Annotated in this window: 20 protein-coding genes; 9 read left to right on the top strand and 11 right to left on the bottom strand. The window is 68.3% G+C overall.

All coding sequences use genetic code 11. From position 1 onward, the window contains the following. Window positions 1-33 precede the first annotated feature (33 nt). The 3 genes from DOM67_RS03560 to DOM67_RS03550 are packed head-to-tail and all read left to right on the top strand — an operon-like array spanning window position 34 to window position 7,303. Window positions 34-1,446, top strand: a complete 1,413-nt coding sequence (locus DOM67_RS03560) for a hypothetical protein (RefSeq protein WP_110674293.1) — start codon at window positions 34-36, stop codon at window positions 1,444-1,446. Window positions 1,447-1,448: 2 nt separating this feature from the next. Then, window positions 1,449-2,408, top strand: a complete 960-nt coding sequence (locus tag DOM67_RS03555; RefSeq protein ID WP_232825121.1) for a hypothetical protein — start codon at window positions 1,449-1,451, stop codon at window positions 2,406-2,408. Further along, window positions 2,405-7,303 (top strand): hypothetical protein, encoded by a 4,899-nt coding sequence (locus DOM67_RS03550; RefSeq protein WP_110674292.1) that lies wholly within the window; start codon window positions 2,405-2,407, stop codon window positions 7,301-7,303. The genes DOM67_RS03555 and DOM67_RS03550 overlap by 4 nt, the downstream gene beginning before the upstream one ends. A gap of 61 nt (window positions 7,304-7,364) precedes the next feature. Here DOM67_RS03550 and cfa read toward each other — a convergent pair whose 3' ends face one another. Then, window positions 7,365-8,516, bottom strand: a complete 1,152-nt coding sequence (gene cfa / locus DOM67_RS03545) for a cyclopropane fatty acyl phospholipid synthase (protein WP_110674291.1) — start codon at window positions 8,514-8,516, stop codon at window positions 7,365-7,367. A gap of 509 nt (window positions 8,517-9,025) precedes the next feature. Between cfa and DOM67_RS03540 the strand changes: the two genes are divergently transcribed. Beyond that, on the top strand, window positions 9,026-9,337 hold the full coding sequence (locus tag DOM67_RS03540) for an MTH1187 family thiamine-binding protein (RefSeq protein WP_198651720.1): 312 nt from the start codon (window positions 9,026-9,028) through the stop codon (window positions 9,335-9,337). Between the two features lie 153 nt (window positions 9,338-9,490). Here DOM67_RS03540 and DOM67_RS03535 read toward each other — a convergent pair whose 3' ends face one another. Together DOM67_RS03535 and DOM67_RS03530 are read right to left on the bottom strand one after the other, a co-directional pair. Continuing rightward, window positions 9,491-9,871 carry a hypothetical protein gene (locus DOM67_RS03535; protein ID WP_110674289.1) on the bottom strand — a complete coding sequence of 127 codons (381 nt, stop codon included), beginning with the start codon at window positions 9,869-9,871 and terminating at the stop codon, window positions 9,491-9,493. A 150-nt stretch (window positions 9,872-10,021) separates the two neighbouring features. After that, on the bottom strand, window positions 10,022-10,930 hold the full coding sequence (locus DOM67_RS03530) for a LysR family transcriptional regulator ArgP (protein WP_110674288.1): 909 nt from the start codon (window positions 10,928-10,930) through the stop codon (window positions 10,022-10,024). A gap of 94 nt (window positions 10,931-11,024) precedes the next feature. Between DOM67_RS03530 and DOM67_RS03525 the strand changes: the two genes are divergently transcribed. After that, window positions 11,025-11,663: a LysE family transporter gene (locus DOM67_RS03525; protein WP_232825120.1), complete on the top strand. Its 639-nt coding sequence runs from the start codon at window positions 11,025-11,027 to the stop codon at window positions 11,661-11,663. 66 nt (window positions 11,664-11,729) lie between these two features. Here the strand turns inward: DOM67_RS03525 and DOM67_RS03520 are convergent, their stop codons facing one another. Continuing rightward, complete coding sequence (locus tag DOM67_RS03520) at window positions 11,730-13,097, bottom strand: TrkH family potassium uptake protein (protein ID WP_110674287.1); 1,368 nt, start codon at window positions 13,095-13,097, stop codon at window positions 11,730-11,732. Window positions 13,098-13,140: 43 nt separating this feature from the next. After that, a complete protein-coding gene (locus DOM67_RS03515; protein WP_110674286.1) occupies window positions 13,141-13,797 on the bottom strand; it encodes a TrkA family potassium uptake protein in 657 nt (218 codons plus the stop codon). Window positions 13,798-14,034: 237 nt separating this feature from the next. Here DOM67_RS03515 and DOM67_RS03510 point away from each other — a divergent pair, with 237 nt between their 5' ends. Beyond that, a complete protein-coding gene (locus DOM67_RS03510; protein WP_110674285.1) occupies window positions 14,035-15,486 on the top strand; it encodes a sodium-dependent transporter in 1,452 nt (483 codons plus the stop codon). 85 nt (window positions 15,487-15,571) lie between these two features. On the opposite strand, the gene DOM67_RS03505 is transcribed toward DOM67_RS03510, so the two are convergent. After that, the gene (locus tag DOM67_RS03505; protein WP_110674284.1) at window positions 15,572-16,378 is read right to left on the bottom strand and encodes an SIMPL domain-containing protein; all 807 of its coding nucleotides are present in this window, start codon (window positions 16,376-16,378) and stop codon (window positions 15,572-15,574) included. Window positions 16,379-16,651: 273 nt separating this feature from the next. On the opposite strand from DOM67_RS03505, the gene DOM67_RS03500 reads away from it, so the two are divergent. Beyond that, window positions 16,652-17,554: a cobalamin-binding protein gene (locus DOM67_RS03500; RefSeq protein ID WP_157958785.1), complete on the top strand. Its 903-nt coding sequence runs from the start codon at window positions 16,652-16,654 to the stop codon at window positions 17,552-17,554. An 82-nt stretch (window positions 17,555-17,636) separates the two neighbouring features. Here DOM67_RS03500 and cobO read toward each other — a convergent pair whose 3' ends face one another. The 4 genes from cobO to DOM67_RS03480 form a co-directional block, all read right to left on the bottom strand. Then, entirely contained in the window at window positions 17,637-18,236 is a 600-nt protein-coding gene (gene cobO / locus DOM67_RS03495; protein WP_110674282.1) for a cob(I)yrinic acid a,c-diamide adenosyltransferase, read from the bottom strand. 111 nt (window positions 18,237-18,347) lie between these two features. Further along, window positions 18,348-18,659, bottom strand: a complete 312-nt coding sequence (locus tag DOM67_RS03490) for a winged helix-turn-helix domain-containing protein (RefSeq protein WP_110674281.1) — start codon at window positions 18,657-18,659, stop codon at window positions 18,348-18,350. 76 nt (window positions 18,660-18,735) lie between these two features. Next, complete coding sequence (locus DOM67_RS03485; RefSeq protein WP_110674280.1) at window positions 18,736-19,719, bottom strand: SDR family NAD(P)-dependent oxidoreductase; 984 nt, start codon at window positions 19,717-19,719, stop codon at window positions 18,736-18,738. A gap of 37 nt (window positions 19,720-19,756) precedes the next feature. Then, window positions 19,757-21,376, bottom strand: a complete 1,620-nt coding sequence (locus DOM67_RS03480; RefSeq protein WP_198651715.1) for a glycosyltransferase family 39 protein — start codon at window positions 21,374-21,376, stop codon at window positions 19,757-19,759. Between the two features lie 404 nt (window positions 21,377-21,780). Here DOM67_RS03480 and DOM67_RS03475 point away from each other — a divergent pair, with 404 nt between their 5' ends. Both DOM67_RS03475 and DOM67_RS03470 read left to right on the top strand, forming a co-directional pair. Further along, entirely contained in the window at window positions 21,781-22,443 is a 663-nt protein-coding gene (locus tag DOM67_RS03475; protein WP_110674278.1) for a response regulator, read from the top strand. Next, window positions 22,440-23,876 (top strand): ATP-binding protein, encoded by a 1,437-nt coding sequence (locus DOM67_RS03470; protein WP_110674277.1) that lies wholly within the window; start codon window positions 22,440-22,442, stop codon window positions 23,874-23,876. Before DOM67_RS03475 ends, DOM67_RS03470 begins: the two co-directional genes overlap by 4 nt. Window positions 23,877-24,113: 237 nt before the next feature. Here the strand turns inward: DOM67_RS03470 and DOM67_RS03465 are convergent, their stop codons facing one another. Next, window positions 24,114-25,847, bottom strand: coding sequence for a glycosyltransferase family 39 protein (locus tag DOM67_RS03465; RefSeq protein WP_198651714.1), 1,734 nt, complete (start codon window positions 25,845-25,847; stop codon window positions 24,114-24,116). Window positions 25,848-25,856: the final 9 nt, after the last annotated feature.

Here is a 25,856-nt window from a genome sequence, read left to right as displayed (position 1 = left end):
GGGCGGGTGCGGTTTTTCCTGTCTGGAGTCGACATGACCGCCTGGAACAAGCTGCTGGTCGCGACGACGCGGCTGCTCGATCTGCATGACAGCGCCCATGAGCCGGGTTCGCCCTTCGTCCAGGTCAATCAGGAGCAGCGGCGCGGCCTGCGTGACGGCTACTGGCTCGACCTGGGCTGTCTGCTGCTCGACTACCTGCTCGAGGTGGATTTCGCCACCAACAGTGCCTTCGTCACCCAGCGCCGCTGCCTTTCGCATCTGCGCGGCGAGTACCCGGCGCTGCCGGCGGACGACCTGAGCTTCGTGATCAATCTGCTCGCCACCCCCAGCGAGATCCACTACCGCGAGTGGCAGGCCGGCCCCGCCGATGACGAGCTGGCGCCGGGCGAGCGCAGCGGGCGCAGCACCAAGCGCACCGCGCTGATCGAGAAGCAGGGCCAGACCGGCCAGGTGCGCCTCACCCCGAGCGGACGGCAGGCGGTGACCCTGGCCAGCCAGGTCGAGGACCTGCTCTATTCCGAGTACGACGCGGCCAAGGTGATGGCGGCGCTGTCGCGGGGCGACTACGCCCGGGTGCCCGATATCACCCAGCAGATCCTGATGGCGATCCGCGCACTGACTCAGGAGCTGCGCCGGGTACGCGAGAACCCCACCCATGAAGGCAAGCTGGCGGCGCTGGAGGAGAACGAGCGCCACTACCACAACGCCCTGAGCACGATCCAGAACACTCTGCTCAGCGCCCGTGCTCAGCTCTCTGCCCCCGGGGTCGCCGAGCACTTCGCCCACTGGGCCGAGCAGCAGGAGACGGAGTGGGACCTGCGCATGCTCTCGGGGGCGATCGGACGCGTGCTCAACGCCATCGAGAACCTGTCACGGCGTCTCTCCGAGCTGCTCTCCGATATCGCCGAGGGGCGCATCCAGTCGATGGGGGTGATCGACTTCGCCGGTCTGGCCCAGCGCCTGCTGCTGGCGCCGCCGCCACAGCGCCTGCAGGACGCGGTGGTGGCGCGCATGATGCCGCTGGGCACGCGGGTGGCGATACCCCGGGTGGAGACGCTGCTGCCGTTGGTGGAGACCCGCCGCGCCGAGCGCAGCGGTGCCGCGCTGGTGTTCGACGAGGCCGGCGACCGGCCCGGTGCCGATCCGCTGCTGGCGCGCTATCTCAAGGCGCGGGGCCCGGCGCTGCGCCAGCGTCTGCGCGAAGCGCCGCTGTCGCTGCCCGAGGCGCTGCGCGAGGGCTGGCACCGCTTCGATGACGAAGCGCTCGACTGCCTGCCCCAGCTGCTCAACACCTTCGTCGACACCCAGCTGCTCGACGAGCATCTCAGCGTGGGGATCGACGACACTCCCTTCACCATCGAATTGCCCGACGGGCGCCGGATCGAAGGCGCCGTCACACCGTCGCTGCGCGTGCGCGAGACGACGGTGCCAGACCAGGACGTTTGACTATGAACATGATGGAAATGGGCGAGGTGGTCGCCTATCTGCTGCGCTATCGCACCGCCGAGCGCGTCCCCAGCGGTGGCCGCAAGCGCCGCGCCGCGCGCGATGGCCAGCTCTCCGAGCGCGACGTCTGTGCGCTGATCGACGATGCCCAGGAGAGCGAGCGCGAGGCGCTGCGCGACTTCCTCGCCGGCCAGGGCATGCGGCTCAAGGTGTTCGAGGCCGGGGACTATCCCGGTATCGCGCCGGGCTCGCGCTTCTTCGCGCTGCTGCCGGACCCGGAGCTGGAGCAGCCACCGCTCTATACCCGCGATGCGGTGTTCGAGGCGCTCAAGCTGCGCCAGGAGAGCCGCGCCGAGCTGGCGCTGTGGTATCTGCAGCTGTGGCTGCTGCTGCACACCCTGATCTATACCCGCTTGAACCGTGCGCTCTCCGATGTCAGCCGCTATCAGGAGGCGACCTTCGTCACCCGCGAGCTGGTCGAGCTGGTGCGCGATCAGCTCGAGATCCTGCGCGGGCTGGGCGAGCGTGCCCCGGAGAACAGCCGGGTGCTGCTCGATGAGCGTGGTGAGGATATCCCGCGCCGGGTCAAGGCGTTCATCGATCTGCTGGTGCGGGCCGGGCATCTCGACCTGGTGCGCGAGTCCGGCGACGAGGACGTGTGGCAGCAGACCCTGCTCGGGGCCCTCGAAGCCGAGCAGATCGGCGTGCACCACCTGACCCACCTGATCGAGCTGACCTCCGCCGAGGGCAGCGACGGCGAGCGCTTGCTGGCGCAGACGCCCGACGCCGAGGCAGCTACCCAGCCCAGTGGCGAAGAAACACCGCCGCCGAGCGACGCGCAGGCCCAGCAGCCCGACGCCGAGCAGACACCGCAGCCGAGCGCTGCGGAACAGCAGGGCGCGGCCACCGGGGCGGAAGATGACGCCCCCCGCGCCGAGGAAGACGAGGAGCCGCGCGCATGAGCGTCATTCATCGCATCGAGATCGCCAACCTGCTCAACAAGCACGGCGACATCGCCTCGCCGTGGGAAGCCAAGATGCGCCACCTGCTGATCGACCTGCGCGGGCAGTCGAGCGCGATCAGCATGGAGAACGGTTTCGGCAAGACCACCATGGCCGAGGCGCTGATCGGCATGCTCTCGCGTGACCGCCAGCTGCTCACCCGCACGCGGCGCAAGTGCTCGCCCTCCAAGGTCGCCGGCGAAGCGCGCAGCTGGACCCATCTGCGGGTCGAGTTCCGTGCCCAGCAGGGCAGCACTCAGCAGGACGACATGCTCGCGGTGGCCGGCGAGGAGGTTGCCGGCGAGACCTTCGTCTTCGGCATGTACGGCTACAGCGACGGCAGCGGGCTGGTGTTCTACCACTATCCGGGTCAGCTCTCCGACGTGCCGGTGCACCATATCACCCGCGACGGCAAGCTGGCGCTCTACGCCAACGCCGATTTCCAGAGCCTGATGCGCGCCCACGGGGTCACCCGCGCCACCAACCGCGAAGAGTGGCTGGAGGCGGTCGGGGTGCACATCTCACGGCGCGAGCTGGCCCAGCTGGCGGCGTTCCAGAAGGAGGGCGGGGCCGACAAGAGCCAGATCTTCAACGCGATCAAGCCGCGGGCCGGCGAAAAGGCCGATCAGGCGTTCTTCTACGAGGTGCTGGCGCCGCAGATCCTCTCCGGGGCCACCCGTGGCGAGACCGACGAGGAAGAGGATCTGATCGAGGACGTCATCCTCAACTCCGGCACTCGTATCACCGAGCTGCGTCACCGCCTGGCCGAGGCCGAGAGCGACCAGCAGCGCGCCGACGACAAGGTCGAGCGTCTCGCCACCCTCAACGAGGAGGGCGAGAGCCTGCTCGAGTCGCGGCGTCAGTTGGCCGCGCTCGACGCCTCGCTGCTCGAGGCCGAGCGTCTGCTCGGTGGCCAGGCGCTGGCGCCGCTGCCGGGGCTGCCAGGCCAGCGCGACGGCACCGAGACGCTGGAAGCCGGGGTCGCCGAGGCGACCACCGGGCTGGCCTGGGCGATCGGCGACACCGAACGTCCGCGGGTCTCCACCTGGCTGCTGGCCAAGCTGAGTCGGCAGGCCGAGCGCAATGTGCGGCTGGCACTCTCCGAGCGCGGGGCGCGGGTCGACACCCACCGCCGCCTGGTGCATCTGCCCCAGGCGAGCTGGATCGTGGCGCGGGACATCGGCCATGTCGCCTTCGACCAGGCGCGTGCCTGGCTCGCCGACAGCCACGCCTTCGCTGATGACGCCGCGCGCTACCGCGCCCTGGGTGTGCTCGACGAAGCCGCCGAGGCGTTCGAGGGGCTCGACGGCAACCGCTTCCGCGAAGAGGTGATCGCCGACCGCGAATATCGCCGCTCGCTGCGTCTGGATGCCGAGCAGCTCGACGAGTCTCTGGAGCGCCTTGAGCAGGAGCGCGAACAGCTGGAGTCGCGCCAGCGCGACTTCATCGACAACCAGAGCGTCTACACCCAGGCGCTCGCCGAGGGGCTGTTCAGCGAAGCCGAGCTGGAGACTCCCGAAGCGACCCGTGATGCCACCCGCGAAGCTCTCGAACAGGCGCGCCGCGAACATGCCGAACACCTCGGGCGCATGGGCGAACTCAAGCAGCCGGCGCAGTGGTATGCGGCTTTCGAACGCGAGCACCCTGACACCACGCCGGAAGCGGTGCTGGCCCTCAAGCAGGAACGCCAGGAGACGCTGGAGGCGGAGCTCGGCGAATGGGATGCCCAGGCCGCCAATCTCAACGCTCAGCGCGAGCGTACCCTCGCGGCGCTGCAGGCGCGGCGCGAGCAGCGCCAGCGACTCGAGGGCGAACTGGCGCCGCTGGCCGCCGGACGCCAGGCGTGGCAGGCGTTCAATGCGCAGTGGCCGGAGCACTCGGCGATCGGCTTCTGGAGTGCGCGGCGTAGTGCGCTGAGCGAACACGAGCAGATCCTGGCCGATGCGCGGCGCGAGCTGGCCGATATCGATGCCCGCCTCGAACGCCTGGCGCCACTGGAGGACGCCGCCGAACGCTACCGCCACTGGCACGCCGACGCTGCCCCGGTACACCTGCGCGACACCCTCTACCGCCAGTCGCGGGAGTGTCAGGACCGACGGCATGAACTGAGCCAGCAGCGCAGCGAGCTCGAGCGCCTGGTCCAGGCGCAGGCGGACTTCGGCGACTGCAGCGAGCAGTCGCCGGAGGCGTGGCTCAAGGATGCCAAGGCGCGCTATCCGCGGCTGCTGCGCGAGCGCGATGGCCTCGACGGTGCGATCGAGGCCCGCGAGCGCTATCTGGAGAGCCTGAGCGGGGACCCGCTGGCGCGGCTGGCGGCGGAGAGCGATGCGCAGCGCCTGCTGACGGCAAGCGAGATCGCTTTCCAGCCGCTGCACGAGGTACTGGCCGCGGTCGAGGCCGACACCCAGGTACGCCGGGAGTGGCTGGCCCAGGCCGCCGGGCAGCTGTTCGCGCCGGTGGTCGAGGGCGAGGCGCAGGCGCGAGACGCCGCGCAGTGCTTGATCGACGCCGGCTGCGGGGTGCCGGTCCTCGAAGGGGAGCGGCTGCGTACCACGCTGGCCCGCGGCGAGCTGCCGCTGGGCGCGATCCAGGGCGTGGAGACGCTGGCGGTCAAGGCCGCCCTCGACCCGGCCTATCTCACCGCGCTGCGCGACGAGACCCAGCAGCGCCTCGAGGTCGACCGCCAGCGGCTGTTGGCGCTGAGCGCGGAGATCGAGCGTCTCGACCCGCACGGCGAGCGCTTCGCGCTGGCGCTGCGCGCGGCCGAGGCGGTGAGCCGCGAGGCAGAGGTGGAACTGGCAGCCGTCGAGGAGCGCGAGACCCGGCTCGCCGCTGAACAGGCGGCGCTGACGCCACGCCTCGGCGAGGCGGCGCTGAAGTCGATCGATGACTACCAGCGCTTCCTCGAAGAGGGAGGCGAGGCGGCACTCACCGCGGCGCGCCAGGCGCGTGTCCAGGTCGAGCAGCGGCTCGCCGAGTACACCCCCGAGCGCGAACGTCTGGCGCGGGAGTTCGAGAGCCATGGCGAGGCGTGGCTGGCGGCGGAGCGTTTCGCCAGCGCCGGTGGCGTCGAGCGCCTGGAGGAGATCGATGCGAGCCTCGCCGCGGTGGCCGAGGAAGCGGCGGAACTCGAGGAGACGCTGGCCGAGCTGGCGCTGGAGAGTGAGGCGCTGGACGCACGCCGTGAGAGCCACCGCGAGCAGCTGCGCCAGCTGTTCGCCGACGGCGAGCGCGAGCGGCTGCGCCGGTTGGCGGCGTTCGTGGCCGACGCGGGCCCGGCCTTCATGCAGCAGGCCGAGCAACGCGAGGCGGCGCTGCAGGCAGCCCTGACCGCCGCCAGCCGACGCGCCGACTTCGATTTCGAGCGCATTCGTGCCTTCCTCGACGTGCGCGATGAGAAGGGCGGCAACCGCACCCTGGAGCGCGACATCGGACGGCTCAAGCAGACGCTCAAGGAGACCCGCGACAAGCGCCGCCACAACGGCCGCGAGCAGGAGGGACTGGAGAGCCGTCTGATGCGCCATCAGCAGGCGCTCAATATTACCGACCAGCTCGCCGTGGCCTGGCTCGAGGTGCTGCGCCAGCTGCCCGAGGGCTGGGCCGAGCGCGCCCTGGCCGATGCCGGCGCCGGCTGGCCGGCGGACCACGCCGAGGCCGAACGCCTCGATGCTGCCCTGGCCGACTGGCGGCGCTGGGCGCAGGCCTCCCTCGACCCTGAAGATAGCGATGCCTTCGACCCGGCGGCGTTCGAGACCTGCCAGCAGACCCTGCTCGATGGGCTGGGCGGGCTCAATCTGGGCGAGCGCGCGCGTAACCGCGAGCGCCAGGCCCGCGATGTCACCGCCCGCGAGAAGGCGCTGGCACTGTCGCTGGAGGCGGCGAGCGCCAGCCGGCTATTCAACGAATCCGAGCGCGCTCGTCTGGGCACCCTGGAAGGGGTCAGCCACGAGGCGCTGGAGTCGTTGCGTGGTCTCCACCGTCAGTTGCAGGGGCAGCTCGACGAGCACCGCACCCGGGTGGCCCGGTTGCACACCTCGCGTGAGCAGATCGAGGACACCCTGGTCGAGCGCCTGAGCTCGATCATTATCGATGCCGCCGGCAACCTCGAGATCCTCAAGCGGGTGGCGAGCCGCTCGAGCGATGGCGGTGCCTACTTCGAGGTCAAGGCGGCGCTGATCGCCGACGACGCCGTGCGCGAGCTGATCCAGCAGCTGCTGGCGGATATCGATGCCCATCTGGCGGTGCAGCGGCGGCGCCTGGAGCAGTCCGGCGAGACTGCCCAGAACAAGGGCGGGCGCGACGACGAGCTGACCCGGCAGATCCGCCGGCGCATCTATCGCGGCCTGTTCCAGACGGTGAGCATTCGCATCAAGCACGATGCCATCCGCCCGCATGGACGGCTGTTCTCGCTCAACGAGGATATGTCGGAAGGGCAGCGTGAGGCGGTGTCGCTGATGTGGCTGGTCAAGCTCTCGGAGTTCGCCATCGAGCGCGAGCTGCGCGAACTGCCGGGAACTCAGAAGCGCCGCGCCCGGGCCAGTCGCGAGAGTGTGATTCTGCTCGACGGGCTGTTCTCCAAGCTCTCCCATCGTCGCCTGATCCAGGACTCGCTGGAGTCGCTGCGCAACACCCGCGGGCGCTTCCAGATGATCGGGTTGATCCACAACCCCAACTACGAGAACGACCCGAGCATCTTCCCCACCTATCTGGTGGGTAGCGTGATCGGCGGCCAGCAGGGGCAGGGCGGACACGTCATCGTGCGTGACGGGCGCCAGGTCGCGCCCGAGGAGACCGGGCGCGGTAGCGGCGAGGCGAGCCTGTTCGGCATTCACGTGACCCCGGCGACCGCGGAGTAGCGTCGACGGTGCCTAGGTGCTGCGCGGCCTCGTTGGGCCGCGCTGCGGGCCACTCGGCGGATCAGCGCGGGGCGTCGTAGCGGCCCTGGCGCGAGTGCGAGAATACCACCTGCCACAGCTGCAGCTCGCGGGCGCGGAAAGCCCCGGCGCAGGCGCCCAGATAGTAGAGGAACATGCGCTTGATGCGCTCGTTGTAGTGCTGCGCGATCTCGTGCCAGTGGGCGAGCAGGTTTTCCTGCCAGGCCATCAGGGTGGTGTCGTAGTCCGGGCCGAAGTTCTGCCAATCCTCCATCACCAGCTTGCCCTCGCTGGCATCAATGATTTGCTGCACCGAGGGCAGCACGCCATTGGGGAAGATGTACTTATTGATCCACGGGTCGGCGCTCACCTCGTTGGTGTTGGAGCCGATGGTGTGCAGCATGAACAGCCCACCCGGCTTGAGCAGACGCTCGACGGTGTCGAAGTAGGTGGCGTAGTTGCGCTGGCCGACGTGCTCGAACATGCCGATCGAGACGATGCGGTCGAACTCGCCGTCGAGATCGCGGTAATCCTCCATCAGGATCTCCACCGGTAGTGACGCGCAGCGCTCGCGAGCGAGCTTGGCCTGCTCTTCGGAGATGGTGATGCCGGTCACCTCGACACCATAGTGGCTCGCGGCGTGTTCGGCGAAGCTACCCCAGCCGCAGCCGATGTCGAGGACCCGCATGCCGGGTTCGAGTGCCAGCTTGCGGCAGGCCAGGTCGAGCTTGGCCACCTGGGCCTGGTGCAGCGTGGTCGCCTGTTTCCAGTAGGCGCAGGAGTAGCACAGAGTGGCATCGAGCATGCGTGTGAACAGGTCGTTGCCAAGATCGTAGTGCTCGCGGCCGACGATATAGGCGCGCGCCTTGCTCTGCAGGTTCATGAAGCTCGAGCGCAGTCGGTAGAGCAGCCTCCCGGCGGGGGTGTGGGCGGCATCGCCGAGACCGTGGTGCAGCAGTCGGTGCATCATCTCGTCGATGCGGTCGCACTCCCACCAGCCATCCATGTAGGCCTCGCCGAAGCCGATCGACCCCTGACGCACGATGCGTGAGAACAGATCGGGGTGGTGGACGCGAATGTCCCAGGGCTGGCCGCCATTGAGGGTGACGCCGGAGCCTTCGAGCATCTTTTCGATGGTATGGCGGGCACGCGTATCGGGTAGTGAGACGGGGGCGATGGGCGCATTGCTGGTCATGATCGTTCCTGGCAAAGGTCAGACTGCGCGGCTTGGCCGCACCACGAGAGCGGAGCGTGCATGTGATGAAACCTGCGCTGGAAAGGCTTGAAACAAGACCAGTGACGGCACTTGCCAGCCGGTTTCCCGACTCACCTAAAACGCCCCGATTGATCGAACGATGACGAAGTCAATCGCCGCTGCGCGCGCGCTGTTGCCTGCGAATGCCACGGCGGTGAGGCTGCTTCTCGACAGCCATTGCGTTTTCGCGACACCAATTGCATTGCGTGCTAACGGCTTTGTGTCTTTTGTTAATCCTAGCGCGACTACGGGATTATTCCAGAGGGGTTGGGCAGATTTGTCACTCGGCGGGCGAGCCCTCCCTGGGCATGGGGCCGACGTGGTGACCGCGGCAGTGCTAGGCTCAGGCTGAGCGGGCCGGCCGCGACCGGTGACATCAGTACATTCGGATGAACGACGATATGAGCAGCGATGTGAAAGACGATGTGAATGACGAGAGAGCCGAGTCCTTGCAGGTGATCGTGGATCTCTGCGTGGTGCCCCTGGGCGTCGGGGTCTCGGTATCCGAGTATGTGGCGGCGTGCCAGCGGGTGATCGATGCCTCCGGGCTCGGCTACCGTATGCACGCCTACGGTACCAATATCGAAGGGCCCTGGGATGCAGTGATGGCGGTGGTCAAGGCATGCCACGAGCGGGTTCACGCCATGGGTGCGCCGCGCATCACCACCACGCTGAAGCTGGGTACCCGTACTGATCGCGAGCAGGGGATGGATGACAAGGTAGCGAGCGTCGAGGCGCGCCTGCGCCCGTCGCAGGGGTAGCACGCGTTTTACCCACCGACGGCGCCTCCGCGCTGGCGGCGGACAGAGGCTGGGCCTGGGCGGAGGTTCAGCCCAGGACAAGAATTGGCTTCGAACAAAAAATCGGCCCCGGGGCGAGTGCCCGGGGCCGGGGGCTGACCTATCACTCGCGGCTCAGCGGCAGCGGATGGTCCAGGTCGCCTTGTAGCCGTCGCCTTCCTGGGTGGCTGCCTGCAGTTCAGTATCTTCGTTGACCGTGGCACCCTCCATCTGGGCATTGGCCTCGGCGGCCTTGCGGGCATCGTCGTTGGGCCCGAGGATCTGCTGCTTGACGATCACGAACTCTTCGCGATCTTCGGACTCGCACTGCTCCAGGGCTCGCTCCTTGGCGTTCTCCAGCGCCTCGTCCTGATCGTCGCCGAGGCCGGTGACCACGTACTGCGAGCTGTCCTTCTCCAGCGAGCTGCTGTCGCTGGCGCAGCCGGCCAGGGCGGTCAGCGAGAGGCTGGCGGCGAGGGCGATCAGCAGACGTTTGTCGAGGGTCGGAAAGGCCATGTCACATTCTCCTTGTGCATAAAGTGTCGATACCCATCCGGGTATCGCTAAGGTTGAGTCTAGAAGCTGGCGCCATCTACGCAAGTACCTGGAAAGTCTCGAAAAACGTTGCCAAATGGCGACACTCGAAGCGTCGCGGGAGTGTGCCGATCATGCGCCGGCGCTTGCCGATGTCTCCATGGGCAGCAGCCAGTCGTCGCTGGCAGAGAACAGATGCACGGTGAGCGCGTCCAGCAGCTCGCCGCCGTGACGCCAGAAGTGCCAGTAAAGCGGCACGTCGAGTGGCCGACTGGGGTCGAGATCGACCAGTTCGCCGCGTTCGAAGGCGGCCTGCGCCTGACACTCCGGGATCAGCGCATAGCCGATGCCCGCCAGCACCATGTGCAGCACCCCCTCCGACGACGGACACAGGTGGTGGGGGAAGGGCTCCTTGAACCCCTGGCTGTCGAGGTAGCGCTGCTGCAGGCGGTCATCGGGGCCGTAGAGAATGGCCGGTGCCCGCGCCAGCGCCTGGGTCGAGACGCCCTCGACGAAGTAGCGCTCGGCGAAGCCGGGGCTGGCGGCGACCCGGTAGCGCATGCGACCCAGCGCCCGCGCGCGGGCGCCTTGAACCGGGCGCGCGGTGGCGCAGATGCAGCCGGCGACCTCGCCGTCGCGCATGCGCCGCAGTGCCACCTCCTGATCGTCGACCACCAGGTCGAGCAGCACCCCGCGGCGGTGGCAGAAGTCGCCGATGGTCGGCGCCCACCAGGTCGCCAGGCTGTCGGCGTTGATCGCCAGGCGCAGGCGCTGGGTACCTTCGCCGAGGGCGGGGATGCGGTCGAGCAGATCGTGCTCGAGCAGGCGCACCTGCTGGGCGTGATTGAGCAGCCGCTGCCCCAGCGGCGTGGGCAGCAGGCGTGGCGTACGCACCACGACCGGCTGACCCAGGCGCGCTTCGAGTAGCTTGATGCGTTGCGACACCGCCGACTGGGTCAGATTGAGCTGCTGCGCCCCGCGTTCGAACCCGCCCTGGTCGACGATCGCCGCCAGGGCTTCGAGTAGCTTGTAGTCGAGCATTAGAAATCCTAATGATCCATTAGGGGTTTTAACTTCAATTAATAGAGCATAGCACGCCATTCTGCGGCCCTTCGCTCAGCCCAGGACCCATCGCATGAACCTCTCCCTCGACTCTGGCATGCTCGCCAGCGCGCCGCTGCTCGTCTCGCTACTGCAAGGGCTGGTGATCGGCGCCGGGCTGATCGTGGCGATCGGTGCCCAGAATGCCTTCGTCCTGCGTCAGGGGCTGCGCCGGGAGTATGCACTGCGGGTAGCGGCGATCTGTGCGCTGTGCGACCTGGCGTTGATCGCCGTCGGCGTGGCCGGGTTCGCGCCGCTGCTGGCATCGAGGCCGCTGTTGATGCAGCTGGCGCGCTGGGGTGGGGTCGTGTGGCTCTGCTGGCAGGCGTGGCTGGCGCTGGGGCGGGCACGTTGCCCGCAGGCGCTGGCGCCAGCGGCGGGCGGCGGGGCCAGTGCGCGGCGGGTGGTCCTGGCGACCCTCGGCGTGACCCTGCTCAACCCCCACGTCTACCTCGACACCCTGGTGATGCTGGGGCTGATCGGCAGTCAGCAGGCGAGCCCGCCGGCCTTCGTCGCCGGGGCCGCGCTGGCCTCGCTCATCTGGTTCTTCGGCCTGGTGGGGCTGGCGCAGTGGTTGGCGCCACGCCTGCGCGACCCGCGCTGGTGGTGCGGTATCGAGCTTGGCGTGGCGCTGGTGATGCTGTGGGTGGCGCTGCATCTGGCGCTGGGCTGACGCCGCGATTGATGCGGGCCAGGCCCGCACCGGCGGCGTCGACACGGCGTCGAGCGCTGCCAGGCCTCAACCGATCTGGATGTCGCCGCGGGCATAGCGCACGCCGCGGGCCCGTCGCGTGGCCAGGAAATAGCCCACCGAGAGTGGCCCCACGCGTCCCAGCAGCATGGTGATCCCGAGCAGCAGTTGCCCCGGCAGCGAGATATCGCTGGTGACGCCGCGTGACAGCCCCACGGTGCCGAAGGCGGAGACGCTCTCGAAGGCGAGGTCGAGGAAGCGCTTGTCGGGATCGGTGATGGTCAGCCCGAACAGCGTCAGCACCACCAGCAGCACTCCGGCCAGGGCCACGGTGATCGCCTTGATCACCGTCTCCTGGGGGATCGAACGACCGAATGCAGTGGGCTGCTCGGTGTTGCGGTAGAAGGCGCGGGCGGTCAGCAGCAGCACCACGAAGGTGGTGATCTTGATCCCGCTGGCGGTGGAGCTGGAGCCGGCCCCGATGAACATCAGCACCATGGTCAGCAGGGTCGAGGCGTTGGTGAGCGCACTGGTGTCGAGGGTGTTGAAACCTGCGGTACGCGGCGTGACCGCCTGGAACCAGGCGGCCTGGACACGGCCGAAGATGTCGCCGATGGCGCCCAGCGTCTTGGGATTCGACCACTCCAGCCCGAGCAGAATGGCGGTGGCGATCAGGTTGAGCCACAGCGTCGCCAGCAGCACCACCTTGGTCTGCATGGCCAGGCGCGACCAGCGGCGCTGGCGATAGAGATCGCTGACCACCACGAAGCCCAGCCCGCCAACGATGAACAGCAGTGTGATCACGCCGTTGACCAGTGGGTCATCGACCTCGCCCATGAGACTGTCGGACCAGGTCGAGAAGCCGGCGTTGTTGAATGCCGAGATGGCGTGGAACAGGCTGTTCCACAGGCCCAGGCGCCAGCCGTACTCGGGTACCCAGTGGGCTGCCAGCAGCGCGGTGCCCAGGCCCTCCACCAGCATGGCGAACAGGATCACCAGGCTGACCAGATGGCGCACGTCGCTGAAGGCGATCTCGCCGAGGGCCTCGCGCACCAGGTTCTGCTGCTGGATCGGCAGGCGCGCGCCGATCAGCAGTACCGTCAGCGCGGCGAAGGTCATGAAGCCGAGTCCACCGATCTGGATCAGGACCAGCAGCACCGCCTGGCCGGTGAAGGTGAGGTCATGGCCGACATCGATCACGCTGAGACCGGTCACGGTGACCGCCGAGGTCGCGGTGAACAGCGCCTCGTGCCACGCCAGCGGGCGCACCGCGCTGCCCGGCAACCACAGCAGCAGCGCCCCCAGCGCGCACAGCAGGGCGAAGCCGATCAGCAGCACCTCGGGCGGTGACAGGCGCAGGACGCTGCCGTGGGGCGCCCGACGCAGCGGTTTGACCAGGCGTTGCCAGCGTCTCATCGGCGTGACCCCGTGTGGCGGGCGGCAGCCCGCGGCACGCCACTCATATCTGCTTGCCGATTTCGCGCAGGGCGTCGAGATCGCCCATCAGTACCAGGTTGTCGCCGGCCTGCAGCGTGGTGTCGTCTGAAGGATTCTGGATCACCTCTTCACCGCGCTTGATCGCCACCAGGAACAGCGAGTCCCGGTCGATCGCCAGCTTGGCCACGCTCTTGCAGTTGTCGACCAGCCGTTCGGTGGTCTCGACCTCGACGATGAACTGGCGCTCGCCGAGGCGGATGAAGTCGACCATGGCGTGGTAGTTGAGGCTCTCTGCCACCCGTATGCCGGCATCGTACTCGGGGTAGATGACGCGGTCGGCGCCGAGACGCTTGAGCAGCTTGTAGTGGGCGTCACTGTGCGCCTTGGCCCAGATCTCCTTGGCTCCCAGCTCCTTGACGTGCAGGGTGCAGATCACGCTTGCCTCGAGGTTGCCGTCGACATCGATCACTACCGCGTCGTAGGTCTCCAGCGACAGCTCGGCCAGCGCCTTCTCGTCGGTGAGATCGGCGATCACGGCGTGATCGAGCAGATCCGAGAGGGCATCGACCCGCGACTCGTCGCGGTCGACGCCGAGAATCTGGTTCTGGTGACGCTTGAGCTCGCGGGCCACGGTACTGCCGAAATAGCCCAGGCCGAGAATGGCGAATTGCCGCGACATCGATCACTCCTCGTATCGCCCGCCACGGTGCGGACGCAGACACGCAGCTTGGCACAAGCCGCGGCATCGGCCAAACCGCGACACGCACCACGGCGGGACGGGGCGCGTGGCTGTCGCATCGTCGCCGGGCCGACGGTACAATTCCCGCCGCATTTTCGCAGGCGCGGCCATCGGGACCGTGTCATCGCGCTCCATTCGCTGCCTGGTCCGTCAGGCGCGCTTTGCGTTCGAGGAATCATGACCGACACCGCACCACCCAAGACCCTCTGGCTCGGCCGCTGGGGTTTCGTGCTCGCCGCCACCGGCTCCTCCGTGGGCCTGGGCAATATCTGGAAATTCCCCTACATGACCGGCGAGTACGGCGGCGGCGCCTTCGTGCTGGTCTATCTGCTGTGCATTGCCGCCATCGGCGTGCCGGTGATGATGGCCGAGATCGCCCTCGGCCGCCGTGGTCGCGGCAGCCCGGTGGACGCGATCCGCCGGGTGGCGCGGGAGTCGGGGCGCAGCGGGCTGTGGTCGGCCTTCGGCTGGATGGCGATGCTGTGCGGCTTCATGGTGCTGTCGTTCTACGTGGTGGTCGCCGGCTGGTCGGTCTCTTATCTGTGGAAGGCGGTCACCGGTGGGCTGCAGGCGGACAGCGTCGACGGCATGGCAGCGATCTTCTCGGACAACAACGCCAATCCTTGGAACCTGGGCTTCTGGAGCACCCTGGTGACGATCGCCACCATGGCGATCGTCGGCAAGGGCGTGCAGGCGGGGATCGAGCGCAGCGTGCGCTGGATGATGCCGGGGCTGGTGGTGATGCTGGCGATCATGATCGTCTATGCGCTGTTCAGCGGCGGCTTCGGCGCGGGCTTCCACTTTCTCTTCGCGTTCGATCCGCAGAAGCTGACCGGCCCTGCGGTGCTGGCCGCCATGGGGCACGCCTTCTTCACCCTGTCGCTGGCCTCCGGGGCGATCCTGACCTACGGCGCCTACCTGCCGGCGCAGCAGTCGATCGGCCGCACCACCCTGACGGTGGCGCTGTGCGACACCCTGGTCGCGCTGATGGCGGGGCTGGCGATCTTCCCGGTGATCTTCGCCAACGGCATGGACCCGGCCTCCGGCCCTGGCCTGATCTTCATGAGTCTGCCGCTGGCGTTCGCGCAGATGCCCTTCGGCGGCGTGGTGGAAGTGGTGTTCTTCCTGATGCTGGCGGTGGCGGCGCTGACCTCGGCGATCTCGATGATCGAGGCGACCGTGGCCTGGCTCAACCAGAGCCATGGCATCGCTCGGCGGCAGGCCGCCTGGGGCGTGGGGATCGTGCTGTGGCTGGTGAGCACGCTGGCGATGCTGTCGTTCAATATCGGCGCCGACTGGACCCTGGCCGGCAAGACCGTGTTCGACTGGCTCGACTTCCTCACCTCACGCCTGATGATGCCGCTCGGTGGGCTGGGCACGGCGCTGCTGGCCGGTTTCGTGCTGCGGCGTGAAGTGGTGCGCGAGGAGCTGGGGCTGCCCGTCGGGGCGTTCGCGCTGTGGCAGTTCGTGATCCGCTATGTCAGCCCGCTGGCGATCCTGGTGGTGTTCCTGGATGCGCTGGGCTGGCTGGGCGCCGGCTTCGACCTGCGCTGGGTCGCGGCGATCCTGCTGGTGGCGTTGATCGGCGAGATCGTGCTGGGACGCGCGACCCAGCGTCAGGCGTCTTGAGACAGATCGTTTGAGGCGGACCTCTTGAGAAGCCCTCTGCGCCGCGGAGGGCCCGCGGCGTAGAGGGTGGGCTCGACCGGCGCTGTCAGTCGTCGATCGACCAGGTCACATTGACCCCGGCGTCGATGTCGATCTCGCCGCTGCGGTACTCCGGTGCGCTGCCGGCGCTATTCTCGGCAGCGGCGCGCATCGTCATCATCTGTGGCTTGAAGCTGGGCGCGGTGGTCTCCTCGACGCTGATCACGTCGCCGAGGTCCACATCCAGGGTCTTGGCCATCAGCTTGGCCTTGTCCCGGGCGCGTTCGAGGGCCTGTGCCAGCGCCCGGTCGTCGGCGGCGTCGCTGTCCTTGAGGCCGTAGGTGACGCCATCGAGGGCATCGACCCCGGCCGTGGTGAGGGCATCGAGTACCCGCGGCAGACGGTCCAGATCGTCCAGGGTGAGGGTGATCGGGCGCTCCAGCTGGGTGCGCACCTGCGGCGGCTGGGCGTCGTCGCCACGCTGCGGCGACGCAATATAGTCAGGGCGCACGCTGAGCGAGCCGGCGCGGATGGCGTCACGCGGGATGCCGGCCTTCTCCAGCGTGCGGATCAGCTCGCCGGTGCGCTGCTCGAGCCGCTCACGGGCCTGCTTGAGCGCGGCGGCGTCGCCGCTGGTCTCGCTGCCCTGGGCCTGTGCCGGGGTGCGCTCCCACAGCCGGGCATCGAGGGTCGCGGTGTCGGGGGCGACGCTCAGGGTGGCATTGGCCTGGACGCGCAGTTCATGCGGGCTCTTGTCGGCCAGCGCCGGGGTGGCCAGGCTCAGGCTCGCCAGCAGGCCGACGGCACCCAGGCCGAGGGTGTGCGGTAGGCGACGCGTGAACGGGCGGGCGGCGGTCGGGCGGTAGCGAATCATGGCGTTTCCTTACGGTCGTTGCTGACTTCCAGCGTTTGACTTGCAGCGCTCACGGGGCCGGTGGCAGCAGCTGCCATTGTCGACGCACGCTGGGCTTGGACCCTCATGCTATGCTCGCCAATGCCCATGTCCCAAGCGAGAAGGGCTTCCATGCGCGCTTTTTCCCTAATCATTCGGCGTATCGCTAGCGATCTGCGCTGGCTCGGCGGCCCGTGTCAGGCGCAACGTCTATCTCGTTCACGAAGTCCATGCCTGGCCCGGAGCTTGCCGCGCGTGGCGCTGAGCCTTGCGCTACTCAGCCTGGTCGCGTTGAACCCGATGGCGCTCCCGGCCCAGGCCGAGATCCGGGTGGTCGACGATCATGGCGAAGCGCTGACGCTGGCCGCGCCTGCCCAGCGCATCGTCGCGCTGGCGCCGCATCTGGTCGAGGACGCCTTTGCCGCCGGGGCCGGCGCGCAGCTGGTCGGAGTGATCGCCGGCAGCGACTACCCGGCGGCGGCCCGCGAGCTGCCCCGGGTCGGTAGCTATCGCGGCATTGCGCTGGAGGCGGTGGTCTCGGCGCAGCCGGATCTGGTGCTGGCGTGGGGGAGTGGCACCCCGGATGACCTGGTGCGCCAGCTCCTGGCATTGGGGATTCCGGTCTACCGCAGTGAGCCCCGGCGGCTGGCCGATGTTGCCGGCAACCTGCGCGACATCGGCCTGCTGAGCGGCCATCCGGCGGCGGGGGAGCGTGCCGCGGCGCGCTTCGAGCGTGCGCTGCTGGAGAGTCGTCAGCAGCTCACGCCGGCGCCCCGGGTGTTCTATCAGTTAGGACAGGCGCCGCTGACCACGCTGGCCGACGGTCAGATCGTGACCCGGGTGATCCGCCACTGTGGCGGCGAGCCGCTGTTCGCCCAGGCCCCGGTGCTGGTGCCGGAGATCGGCTGGGAGTCGCTGCTGCTGGCGCGACCCCAGGTGATTCTCGCCGCTGCCAAAGACGACGCCTGGCAGGCGTTCTGGGCCGGGCACACGGCGCTGCCGGCGGTGGCTGCCGGCACCCTGTACAGCCTAGACCCCGACGCGATCAGCCGCCCCGGGCCGCGGCTGGCGCAGGCCGCACGCCAGATGTGCGCGGATCTGGCCGACGCCGCCGCGCGGCTGGCATCCTCCAGCCCCAGTGAGGGGCAGGATCAGTAGGCGACACGATCCGTCGTCGCGGCGATCCCTCATCGATGCTGTGATCAGTAGTCGATGCTTTGATCAATAGTCGATGCTGTGATCAATAGTCGATGCCACGGCGGGCCTGGATGCCGGCATCGAAGGCGTGCTTGACGTCCTGCATCTCGCTCACCGTGTCCGCCATCTCGATCAGCTCGCGATGGGCGTTGCGTCCGGTGACGATCACGCTCTGCTCCGGTGGCCGGTCGGCGATCGCCTGGCGCACGGTGTCGATGTCGAGATAGCCGAACTTGAGCATGTAGGTGATCTCGTCGAGTACCACCAGATAGACCTCGGGGTCGGCGAGCAGGCGCGCGGCGTCCTGCCACACCGCCTGGCAGGCGGCGGTGTCGCTCTCCCGGTTCTGGGTCTCCCAAGTGAAGCCGGTGGCCATGATCGACACCTCGAGATTGGCATCCGCGGCCAGTCGTTCGCGCTCGCCGCACTCCCACAGCCCCTTGATGAACTGCACCACACCGACCCGATAACCGTAGCCCAGGGCGCGGGTCACCGTGCCCCAGGCGGCGGTCGTCTTGCCCTTGCCATTACCGGTGAACACCAGCAGCAGGCCGCGCTGCTGGTCGGCGGCGGCGACCTTGTCGTCGACATGGGCCTTGAGCTTCTGCATCGCGCGCTGATGGCGCTGCTGGCGGTCGGTCATGCTGACTCCTGGTCTGGTCTGGTCTGGCTCTCGGCCGGATAGGTCGGAGCGCAGACGAAAACGACCCGCGTCCCTGGGCTTGGCGGCTTGGGCGAACGGGCGCGGTCGCGTCTACTCGGCAGGCGGCGGCGGATAGCCCAGGGTCTGGGCCAGGGCGGCGGCGTGGGTGGCGATCCACTCCGCCGACAGCGGGCCCCAGTCGTGGATCACGTAGCGGCCACTGAGGTGGCGTGCGCCGGGCGTCTGCTCGAACTCGCAGTGGATATCGAGCTCGCTCAGGGCGGCGAGGGTGTCCTGGGCGGTACGCCGTGGCATGCCGGTGGCTGCCACCAGCGCCGGCACGCTGGTGGCAAGCCCCGAGTCGATCAGATAGGCGACGTAGAGACGGCGGTAGAAGCTGGTACGGGTCTTGCTGAGCGACATGCGCAGGGCTCTGGCTGCGGGTTGTGCGCTCATCCTACGATATGAGCGCGGCGGCGACGAGCCCGCCGCGGTGGGCTCAGCCCGCCATCACCTGCTGCATCAGCGGGCGCTGCTCGCGATACCAGGCGGCGAAGCGCTTGATGCCGCTCTCCAGCGAGACCTGCGGCACATGGCCGGTGGCCTCGCGCAGGCGCGTGGTGTCGGCCCAGGTGCGCTCGATATCGCCCGGCTGCATCGGCTGGAAGTCGCGTGGGGCGCGGGCGTCCAGGGCGCTTTCCAGGGTATCTATGAAGTCGAGCAGGGCCACCGGGTCGCCACGGCCGACGTTGTAGAGCGCGTGCGGGGCGCCGGTGTCGCCGGCGGGAGCGCGGGGCAGCAGCCGCACCAGGCTCTCGACGATATCGTCGATATAGGTGAAATCCCGCGCCATGCGGCCATGGTTGAAGACCGCGATGGGATCACCGCGCAGCAGGCGCGCCGCGAACAGGCACGGTGCCATGTCCGGACGCCCCCAGGGGCCGTAGACGGTGAAGAAGCGCAGGCCGGTGGCGGGCAGGCGGTGCAGGTCGGCGTAGCTGTAGGCCATCATCTCGTTGGCGCGCTTGGTCGCGGCGTAGAGCGACGCCGGCGTATCGACCGGGTCGCTCTCGCGGAACGGCAGCCGCTGTTGACGCCCGTAGACCGAACTGGAGGAGGCATAGAGCAGATGCTCGACCGCGTGGCGCTGGCACACGTCGAGCAGATTGAGAAAGCCGGTGAGGTTGCTGTGGCCGTACTGGTGCGGGTGGCTGACCGAGTAGCGTACCCCGGCCTGGGCCGCCAGATGCATCACATGGGTGAAGCGCTCCCGCGCGAACAGCGCCTCCAGCGCGGCGAGATCGGCGATATCCAGGCGGACGAAGGGGAGCTGGCCCAGGCGTTCGAGGCGCGCCTGCTTGAGCGCCACCGCGTAGTAGTCGTTGAGATTGTCCAGAGCGACCACGCTGTGGCCCTCGGCAGCGAGGCGCAGGGCAAGGTGGAAGCCGATGAAGCCGGCGGCGCCGGTGACGAGAATTTTCATGCGGGGTCCTGAAAAAGGCGGCTGGACACGCCGGCGCTCAGGGCGCCGGCGTGGTGGCGCCACAGAGGGTCGACTGGCCGGCGGGGAAGAGTGCTCGGGTCGGCAGGATATCCAGCGTGCCGCCGCGGTAGTCGAAGCTGTGCACTGCGCTGGCGTCGGCGATATAGCGCCGCCAGTCACGGTCGCGGCCGACGATCCAGGCATCCGGATGAGCCTGGTGGAGCGCGCAGGCGTCCTCGGGCGAGCCGAGGGTGGCGAGCGGATGCTCCAGGCGTCCGGCGAACTGGAAGGTGGCCTGGTAGTTGCCGTCGAAGGCTACCGGCTTGGCGTCCAGCTGCAGCTGGGCGATGAGCTCGCCGGGGCGGGTCACGTCATAGCGCTGCCACAGCGGTGCCAGCATCAGCTGGGCCAGGATCAGCAGCGCGACGCCGCTGCCCAGCGCCAGCCCGCGTGCGGCGATGCTGCGCTTGGCGGGTCGCCAGCGCCACACGATCGCACCCCAGGCGATCAGCGCCAGGCTGCCGAAGAGCGACAGCGTGGTGGCATCGAGGACGCCATGGCCGAACAGCGAAAGCCCCAATCCCAGCGTTCCCAGGGCGATGATCGCGGCTGCCACCGCGCGCACCCGGCGCGGGCGCTCCTCCTCGGGTTGTGCCAGGCGGTCCATCACCATCAACGCCAGTGCCGGCAGCAGCGGCATCAGGTAATGGATCTGCTTGCCGCTGATCAGCGAGAACAGCACGAAGGGGACCAGCGCCCAGATCCACATCAGCCGCTGGTGACGCTGGCGCGGGCGGCGTGGCCAGGCTGTCGGCCACAGCGACCACGGGAACAGCAGCACCGGCAGCCATGGCAGATACCACCACAGCGGGCGGGCATGGGCCATGGAGTCGTGCAGGCGGTCGACACTCTGGCCCCACAGCAGCTCGCGGGCGTAGGCGTGTCCGCCGAGCACTGCGGCGCTCAGCGCCCAGGCGGCGAGCATGGCGATGCCCAGGGCCAGGGCCAGCAGCAGACGCCGGCGGCCGCCTGTGCCCAGCGGCTCGGCGCGCCACCAGCGCAGGCTGAGCAGGATCGGGGCGAAGGTGACGAACACCGCCGGGCCCTTGGCGAGCAGGGCCAGGCCCAGCCAGACGCCGCACTGCAGCGCACGCCGGCGGGTCATGGCGCCGCTCACCAGCGGACTGATCGCGCCCAGCAGGCAGGCGGTGAGCAGGATGTCGAACATCAGCGCGCCGCTGTAGAGATTCCACATCAGCATCGCCATCAGCACCATCGGCGCCACCCGCGCGCGGCTGCCGGCATAGCCCAGACGCCGGGCGATGCGGTAGAGGTGCTGCATTGCCACCAGCGTCGCCAGCGGCGCGATCAGCTTGGGCCACCAGGCGTTGACGCCGAACACTCCCCAGCCGGCCTGGATCAGCCAGAACAGCAGCGGTGGCTTGTCCGAGTAGGGCTCGCCGTTCATCAATGGCAGCACCCAGGAGTGGGCGTGCCACATTTCCCAGGCCACCGACACGTAGCGGGTCTCGTCGATCGGCATCAGCGGACGCGACAGCGCGCCGATGACGGCCAGCGCCCATAACAGGGCGATGGCCAGCGTATCGCGGTAGCGGGCATCCCAGCACAGGGCGGGAAGGCTTAGGCTTTTTTTCAAGGTCGTCATCACGGCTCTGGGCTCTCTACCTGACTCGGCGGCTACTGTGTACGCTGAGTCTTAACGCAATATTACTGTAGCGAGGTTCTGGCACCTGGGCGGGGTCAGCCGGCAGGCTAAGGAAGCGTTAAGCTGGCTGTGACTCAATGAGGGAAACGCTGAATAAATCGCCGAGCGAGATGAAGCGCAAGGCGCCTGGAACGCAGAGCACGAGACATAACTAGGGGTTAGGCGAGTGCTCGAGTACCACGCAACGCAGCGATTCGCTCGTGCAGGCATTTATGCCGTGATTCCTGGGTGTGTGATAGCGTCGCCAGGAGCCTGCCATCGGTTCGCTGGCGCGAGTTCGTGCGGCACGCCGGGCGGACAACGCTCGCCAGACAACGTAAAGGAATGGGACGACGATGCGCGTACTGTTGGTGGAGGACGATCCGCTGTTGGGGGACGGCATTCGCACGGCCCTGATTCGCGAAGGCTACGTGGTGGACTGGCTCACCCGCGGGCGTGAGGCACTCGAGGCGGTCAAGATCGAGCCGTTCTCACTGGTGGTGCTCGACCTGGGCCTGCCGGATATCGACGGCCTGGCGGTGCTCAAGGAGATCCGTCGTCAATCCGCGCTGCCGGTGCTGATCTTGACCGCCCGGGACGCCGTCGAGCAGCGGATCGAGGGCCTCGACGCAGGCGCCGACGACTACGTGCTCAAGCCCTTCGACCTGCAGGAGCTGCTCGCCCGCATGCGCGTGGTGACCCGGCGCGCCGAGGGGCGCTCGACCCAACTGCTGACCATCGGGCGGCTCTCCATCGACGAGTCCCAGCACGAGGTTACCTGGAAGGGCGAGCCGGTGATCCTGGGCCGGCGCGAGTTTGCGCTGCTGCTCGAGCTGGCGCGCCATCGCGACAAGGTGATGTCGCGGCCCAAGCTGGAAAGCCTGCTCTACGGCTGGGGTGAAGAGGTCGGCTCCAATGCGCTGGAAGTGCACGTGCATCACCTGCGGCGCAAGCTCGACAAGCAGCTGATCACTACCGTGCGCGGCATCGGCTATCGGTTGGACAGCCGCGTGGCATGACCTCGATTCGGCGTTACCTGAACTGGGCCCTGGCCACGCTGCTGCTGGTGGTGATGTCGCTGGCGGTGACCGCAGCCTACTTCGTCACCCGCCACGAGATGGAAGAGATCTTCGACGCTCAGCTGAGCCTGCAGGCGCGAATCGTCGCCGGTCTGGTGACCGATCGCACCACCACCGCGGACGAGTACGCCAAGATCGCTGCACAGCTCTCCCAGCCGGGCCACTTCGCGCGCTGGTACGGCAGCACCGGCAATCTGCTCACCGACCTGGCCGCGCCGGCGCTCTACGACCACGAGGAGAAGATGCTCTCGCTGGGGGTGTGGAGCGACAGTGGCCGGCCCATCCTGATGGGCGCGCGCTGGTACGACGATGGCGACAGCAGCAGTTTCCCTGCGCCCGCCAAGGAGGGGCATCGCTGGGTCAGCTACCAGGACCACCGCTGGCGCACTTTCAGCATGCCGATCGCCGGCGGACGCTGGCTCAGTATCGGCCTGCGCGAAGCCTTCCAGAGCGAGCTGTTCAACAAGGTCGCGCTGGGTAATTTCGTGCCGCTGCTGCTGACGCTGCCGATCCTGCTGTGGCTGATGGCACGTCTGATCCGACGCGGGCTGGCGCCGATCGGTGAGCTGTCGCGTCAGGTCGAGGCGCGGGACGAAAAGGATCTGCGCCCGATCCGGGTCGCGGTACCCCAGGAGCTTCAGGCGCTGCGCGGGGCGCTCAACGACTTCATCGAACGGCTAGGGCAGACCCTGGAGCGCGAGCGCCGCTTCACCGCCGATGCGGCCCACGAACTGCGCACCCCGCTGGCGGCGCTGAAGATTCATCTCGATAACGCGCGTTTCGGCGAACCCAGTGCGTTGGACAAGGCCTACAACGGTATCGAGCGGCTGCAGCGGGTGGTCGAACAGCTGCTGCTGCTGGCCCGCCTGGAGCTCGACGAGCAGGGCGGTGTGCCGGAATCGGTAGAGCTATCGGCGCTGGTGCTAGATCTTGCCGCCGAGCTATGGCCGCTGGCGGAGTCGCAGCAGCAGACGCTGGAGATCGTCGATAGCCCGACGCTGCGTCTCGAGGGCAATGTCACCGAGCTGGGGATCCTCATCCGCAACTTGCTCGACAACGCCCTGCGCTATACCCCGGAGGGGGGCCGGGTCGAGGTGGCGATGGGTCAGACCGCGGAGCGCCGGCCCTGGCTATCGATCCGCGACAGCGGCCCGGGAATCCCCGAGTCGCTGCTCCAGGCGGTGACCCAACGCTTCCAGCGCGCCGCCGACCAGCGCATCAGCGGCAGTGGCCTGGGGCTCTCCATCGCGGTCGAAATCGCCGAGCGTCAGCAGTTGAAGATGACGCTGGCCAACCGGCCCGAGGGCGGTCTGGAGGTACGGCTGGTCTGGAATCGCCCGGTGCTCGCGCCTCCCACGCCGGATATGGTGTGAGAAAAGACACTGTGGCGGAGGCTGATATGTTGACCGTTGCCTTCGCGAGCAAGCTCGCTCCTACAGGGGTGAAGTCGGGCTGAGGTGGCGGGGCTATCTCGGTGGCCGTTGCCTTCGTGAGCGAGCTCGTTCCTACAGGGAGCGAATTCGGATGGTGCTGGCCGGTGCGACCTGGGTCGCCGTGCATCCGTTAGCTGTCTCGGATGATCTCCCCGGCCATTGGCCGGGGAGCGGGACTCACAGACGCGGGGCCTTGCCGCTGGGATCGGGCAGGGTGGTAGGGGCGACGAACAGCGGGGCGGCGTTGGGGTCGCCCTGGCACTGGGCCGCAGCGCGGGCCGGGATCAGCCACCAGTCGTCACCGTTCTGTACGCCCATGTCGGTGATCTGGTCACGCGCGATACACGAATAGTCCTTGGCCTGATGCTCCATGGCGAACAGCCAGCGGTCATCGCCCTGCTTGAGCCAGGCGAAGGCGCGCCGGAACTGATCGCTCGTCGGGGTCTTGTCACCGAACTGGACGCTGGGCTGACGCGCCTGGAGCAGGAACTCCTCGTCGAAGTCGGGCAGGGCCAGCCATGCCTGGGGCCCGGTGATCTCAGCGACCTGGGTCATCATGTCGCGCGGCGAGCGGGCGTGATCCTGCAGCGCATAGCCCCAGGTGGACCAGCTGAGCCAGAACAGCGCCAGCCAGCCGCTCAGTGCCCACAGCCCGCGGGCTGGGCGGGTCCAGGCCAGCAGCCCGATCCCCAGCGCCCCGATCACGATCCACCAGGCCCAGGGGTCGACCTGATGGCGTGCCGCTACCCGCGCCAGGGCCGGCAGGCCGAACGCCCCCAGAGCGCCGGCGAGCAGGAGCACACCGGCGAGCAGTGCCAGCACCACGAAGGCGGCGCGGTGCAGGCCGCGGCGGCGGATCAGCCCGGGCAGCAGCGGCGCCAGCGCCATCACCAGCAGCGGCAGCGTGGGCAGCATGTAGACGCCGCGCTTGCCCGGCGAGAGCGAGAAGAACACCACGATCAGGATGACCGCGCTGAGTGGCATCCAGACCCGTGCATCACTGCGCTTGAGGCGATGCCACCAGGCCGGCAGTGCCCACGGCAGCGCCAGCACCAGCGGCATCCAGGCCCACGGCAGTACCTTGACGACGTAGTAGTACCACGGCTCCAGATGGGTCCAGGAGTCGGCGTAGCGCTGTCCGGTCTGCTTGAACAGGATATTGTCGCGGTAGGCGGCGAGTGCCGGATCGCCGCTGAAGCTGGCCATCAGCATCATCGGGATGGCCCAGGCGGCGATGCAGGCGAGCATCACCCCCAGCCCCAGCAGCAGCTCCTTGAGGCTCAGCCGCACCGCACGGCCGCGATAGCCGAACCATAGCCATGCCGGCAGCAGCGCCAGCGGCAGGATACCCACGCCCTTGGTGATCACCCCGATACCCATCGCCGCCCAGCCGATCAGCCACCAGCGTCGGGCCGGCCCGAGCAGGGCATGGCGCAGCAGCCCGTAGGCGCCGAGGGTGGTGAAGAAGGTCAGCATCATGTCGATCTGCGCGGTCTTGGCCTGCAGTACGAACTGGAACGCGGTCAGTAGTGCCAGGCCCGAGAGCAGGGCGACACGCCGCCCATGCAGGCGCCGGCCGAGATCGACCACCAGCAGCAGGGCGCCAAGGGCGCTGAGCGTGGTCGGGATCAGAAAGCCCAGGCGTACCGAGCCGGTCAGCCAGATCGAGAGCGCCGAGGCCCACATGAACACCGGTGGCTTGTCGGGGTAGAGCTCGCCGCCGCGATGGGGGAACCAGAACTGGCCGGTACGCAGCATCTCCAGCGCGTTGAGGGCGAAGCGTGGCTCGTCGGCGGGCCAGGGATCGCGCAGCCCGATACCGATACCCAGCAGCACGATCGCCAGCAATAAAAGCAGCAGCCAGGCACGCCGATAGTGCGCCTGGGAGGGGTCGTCGAGGAAAGATCGCATGGCCTTGGG

The sequence above is a fragment of the Salinicola sp. RZ23 genome (assembly GCF_003206675.1).
Classification (GTDB): Bacteria; Pseudomonadota; Gammaproteobacteria; order Pseudomonadales; family Halomonadaceae; genus Salinicola; species Salinicola endophyticus.
This window is presented reverse-complemented; position numbering and strand designations above follow the sequence as displayed.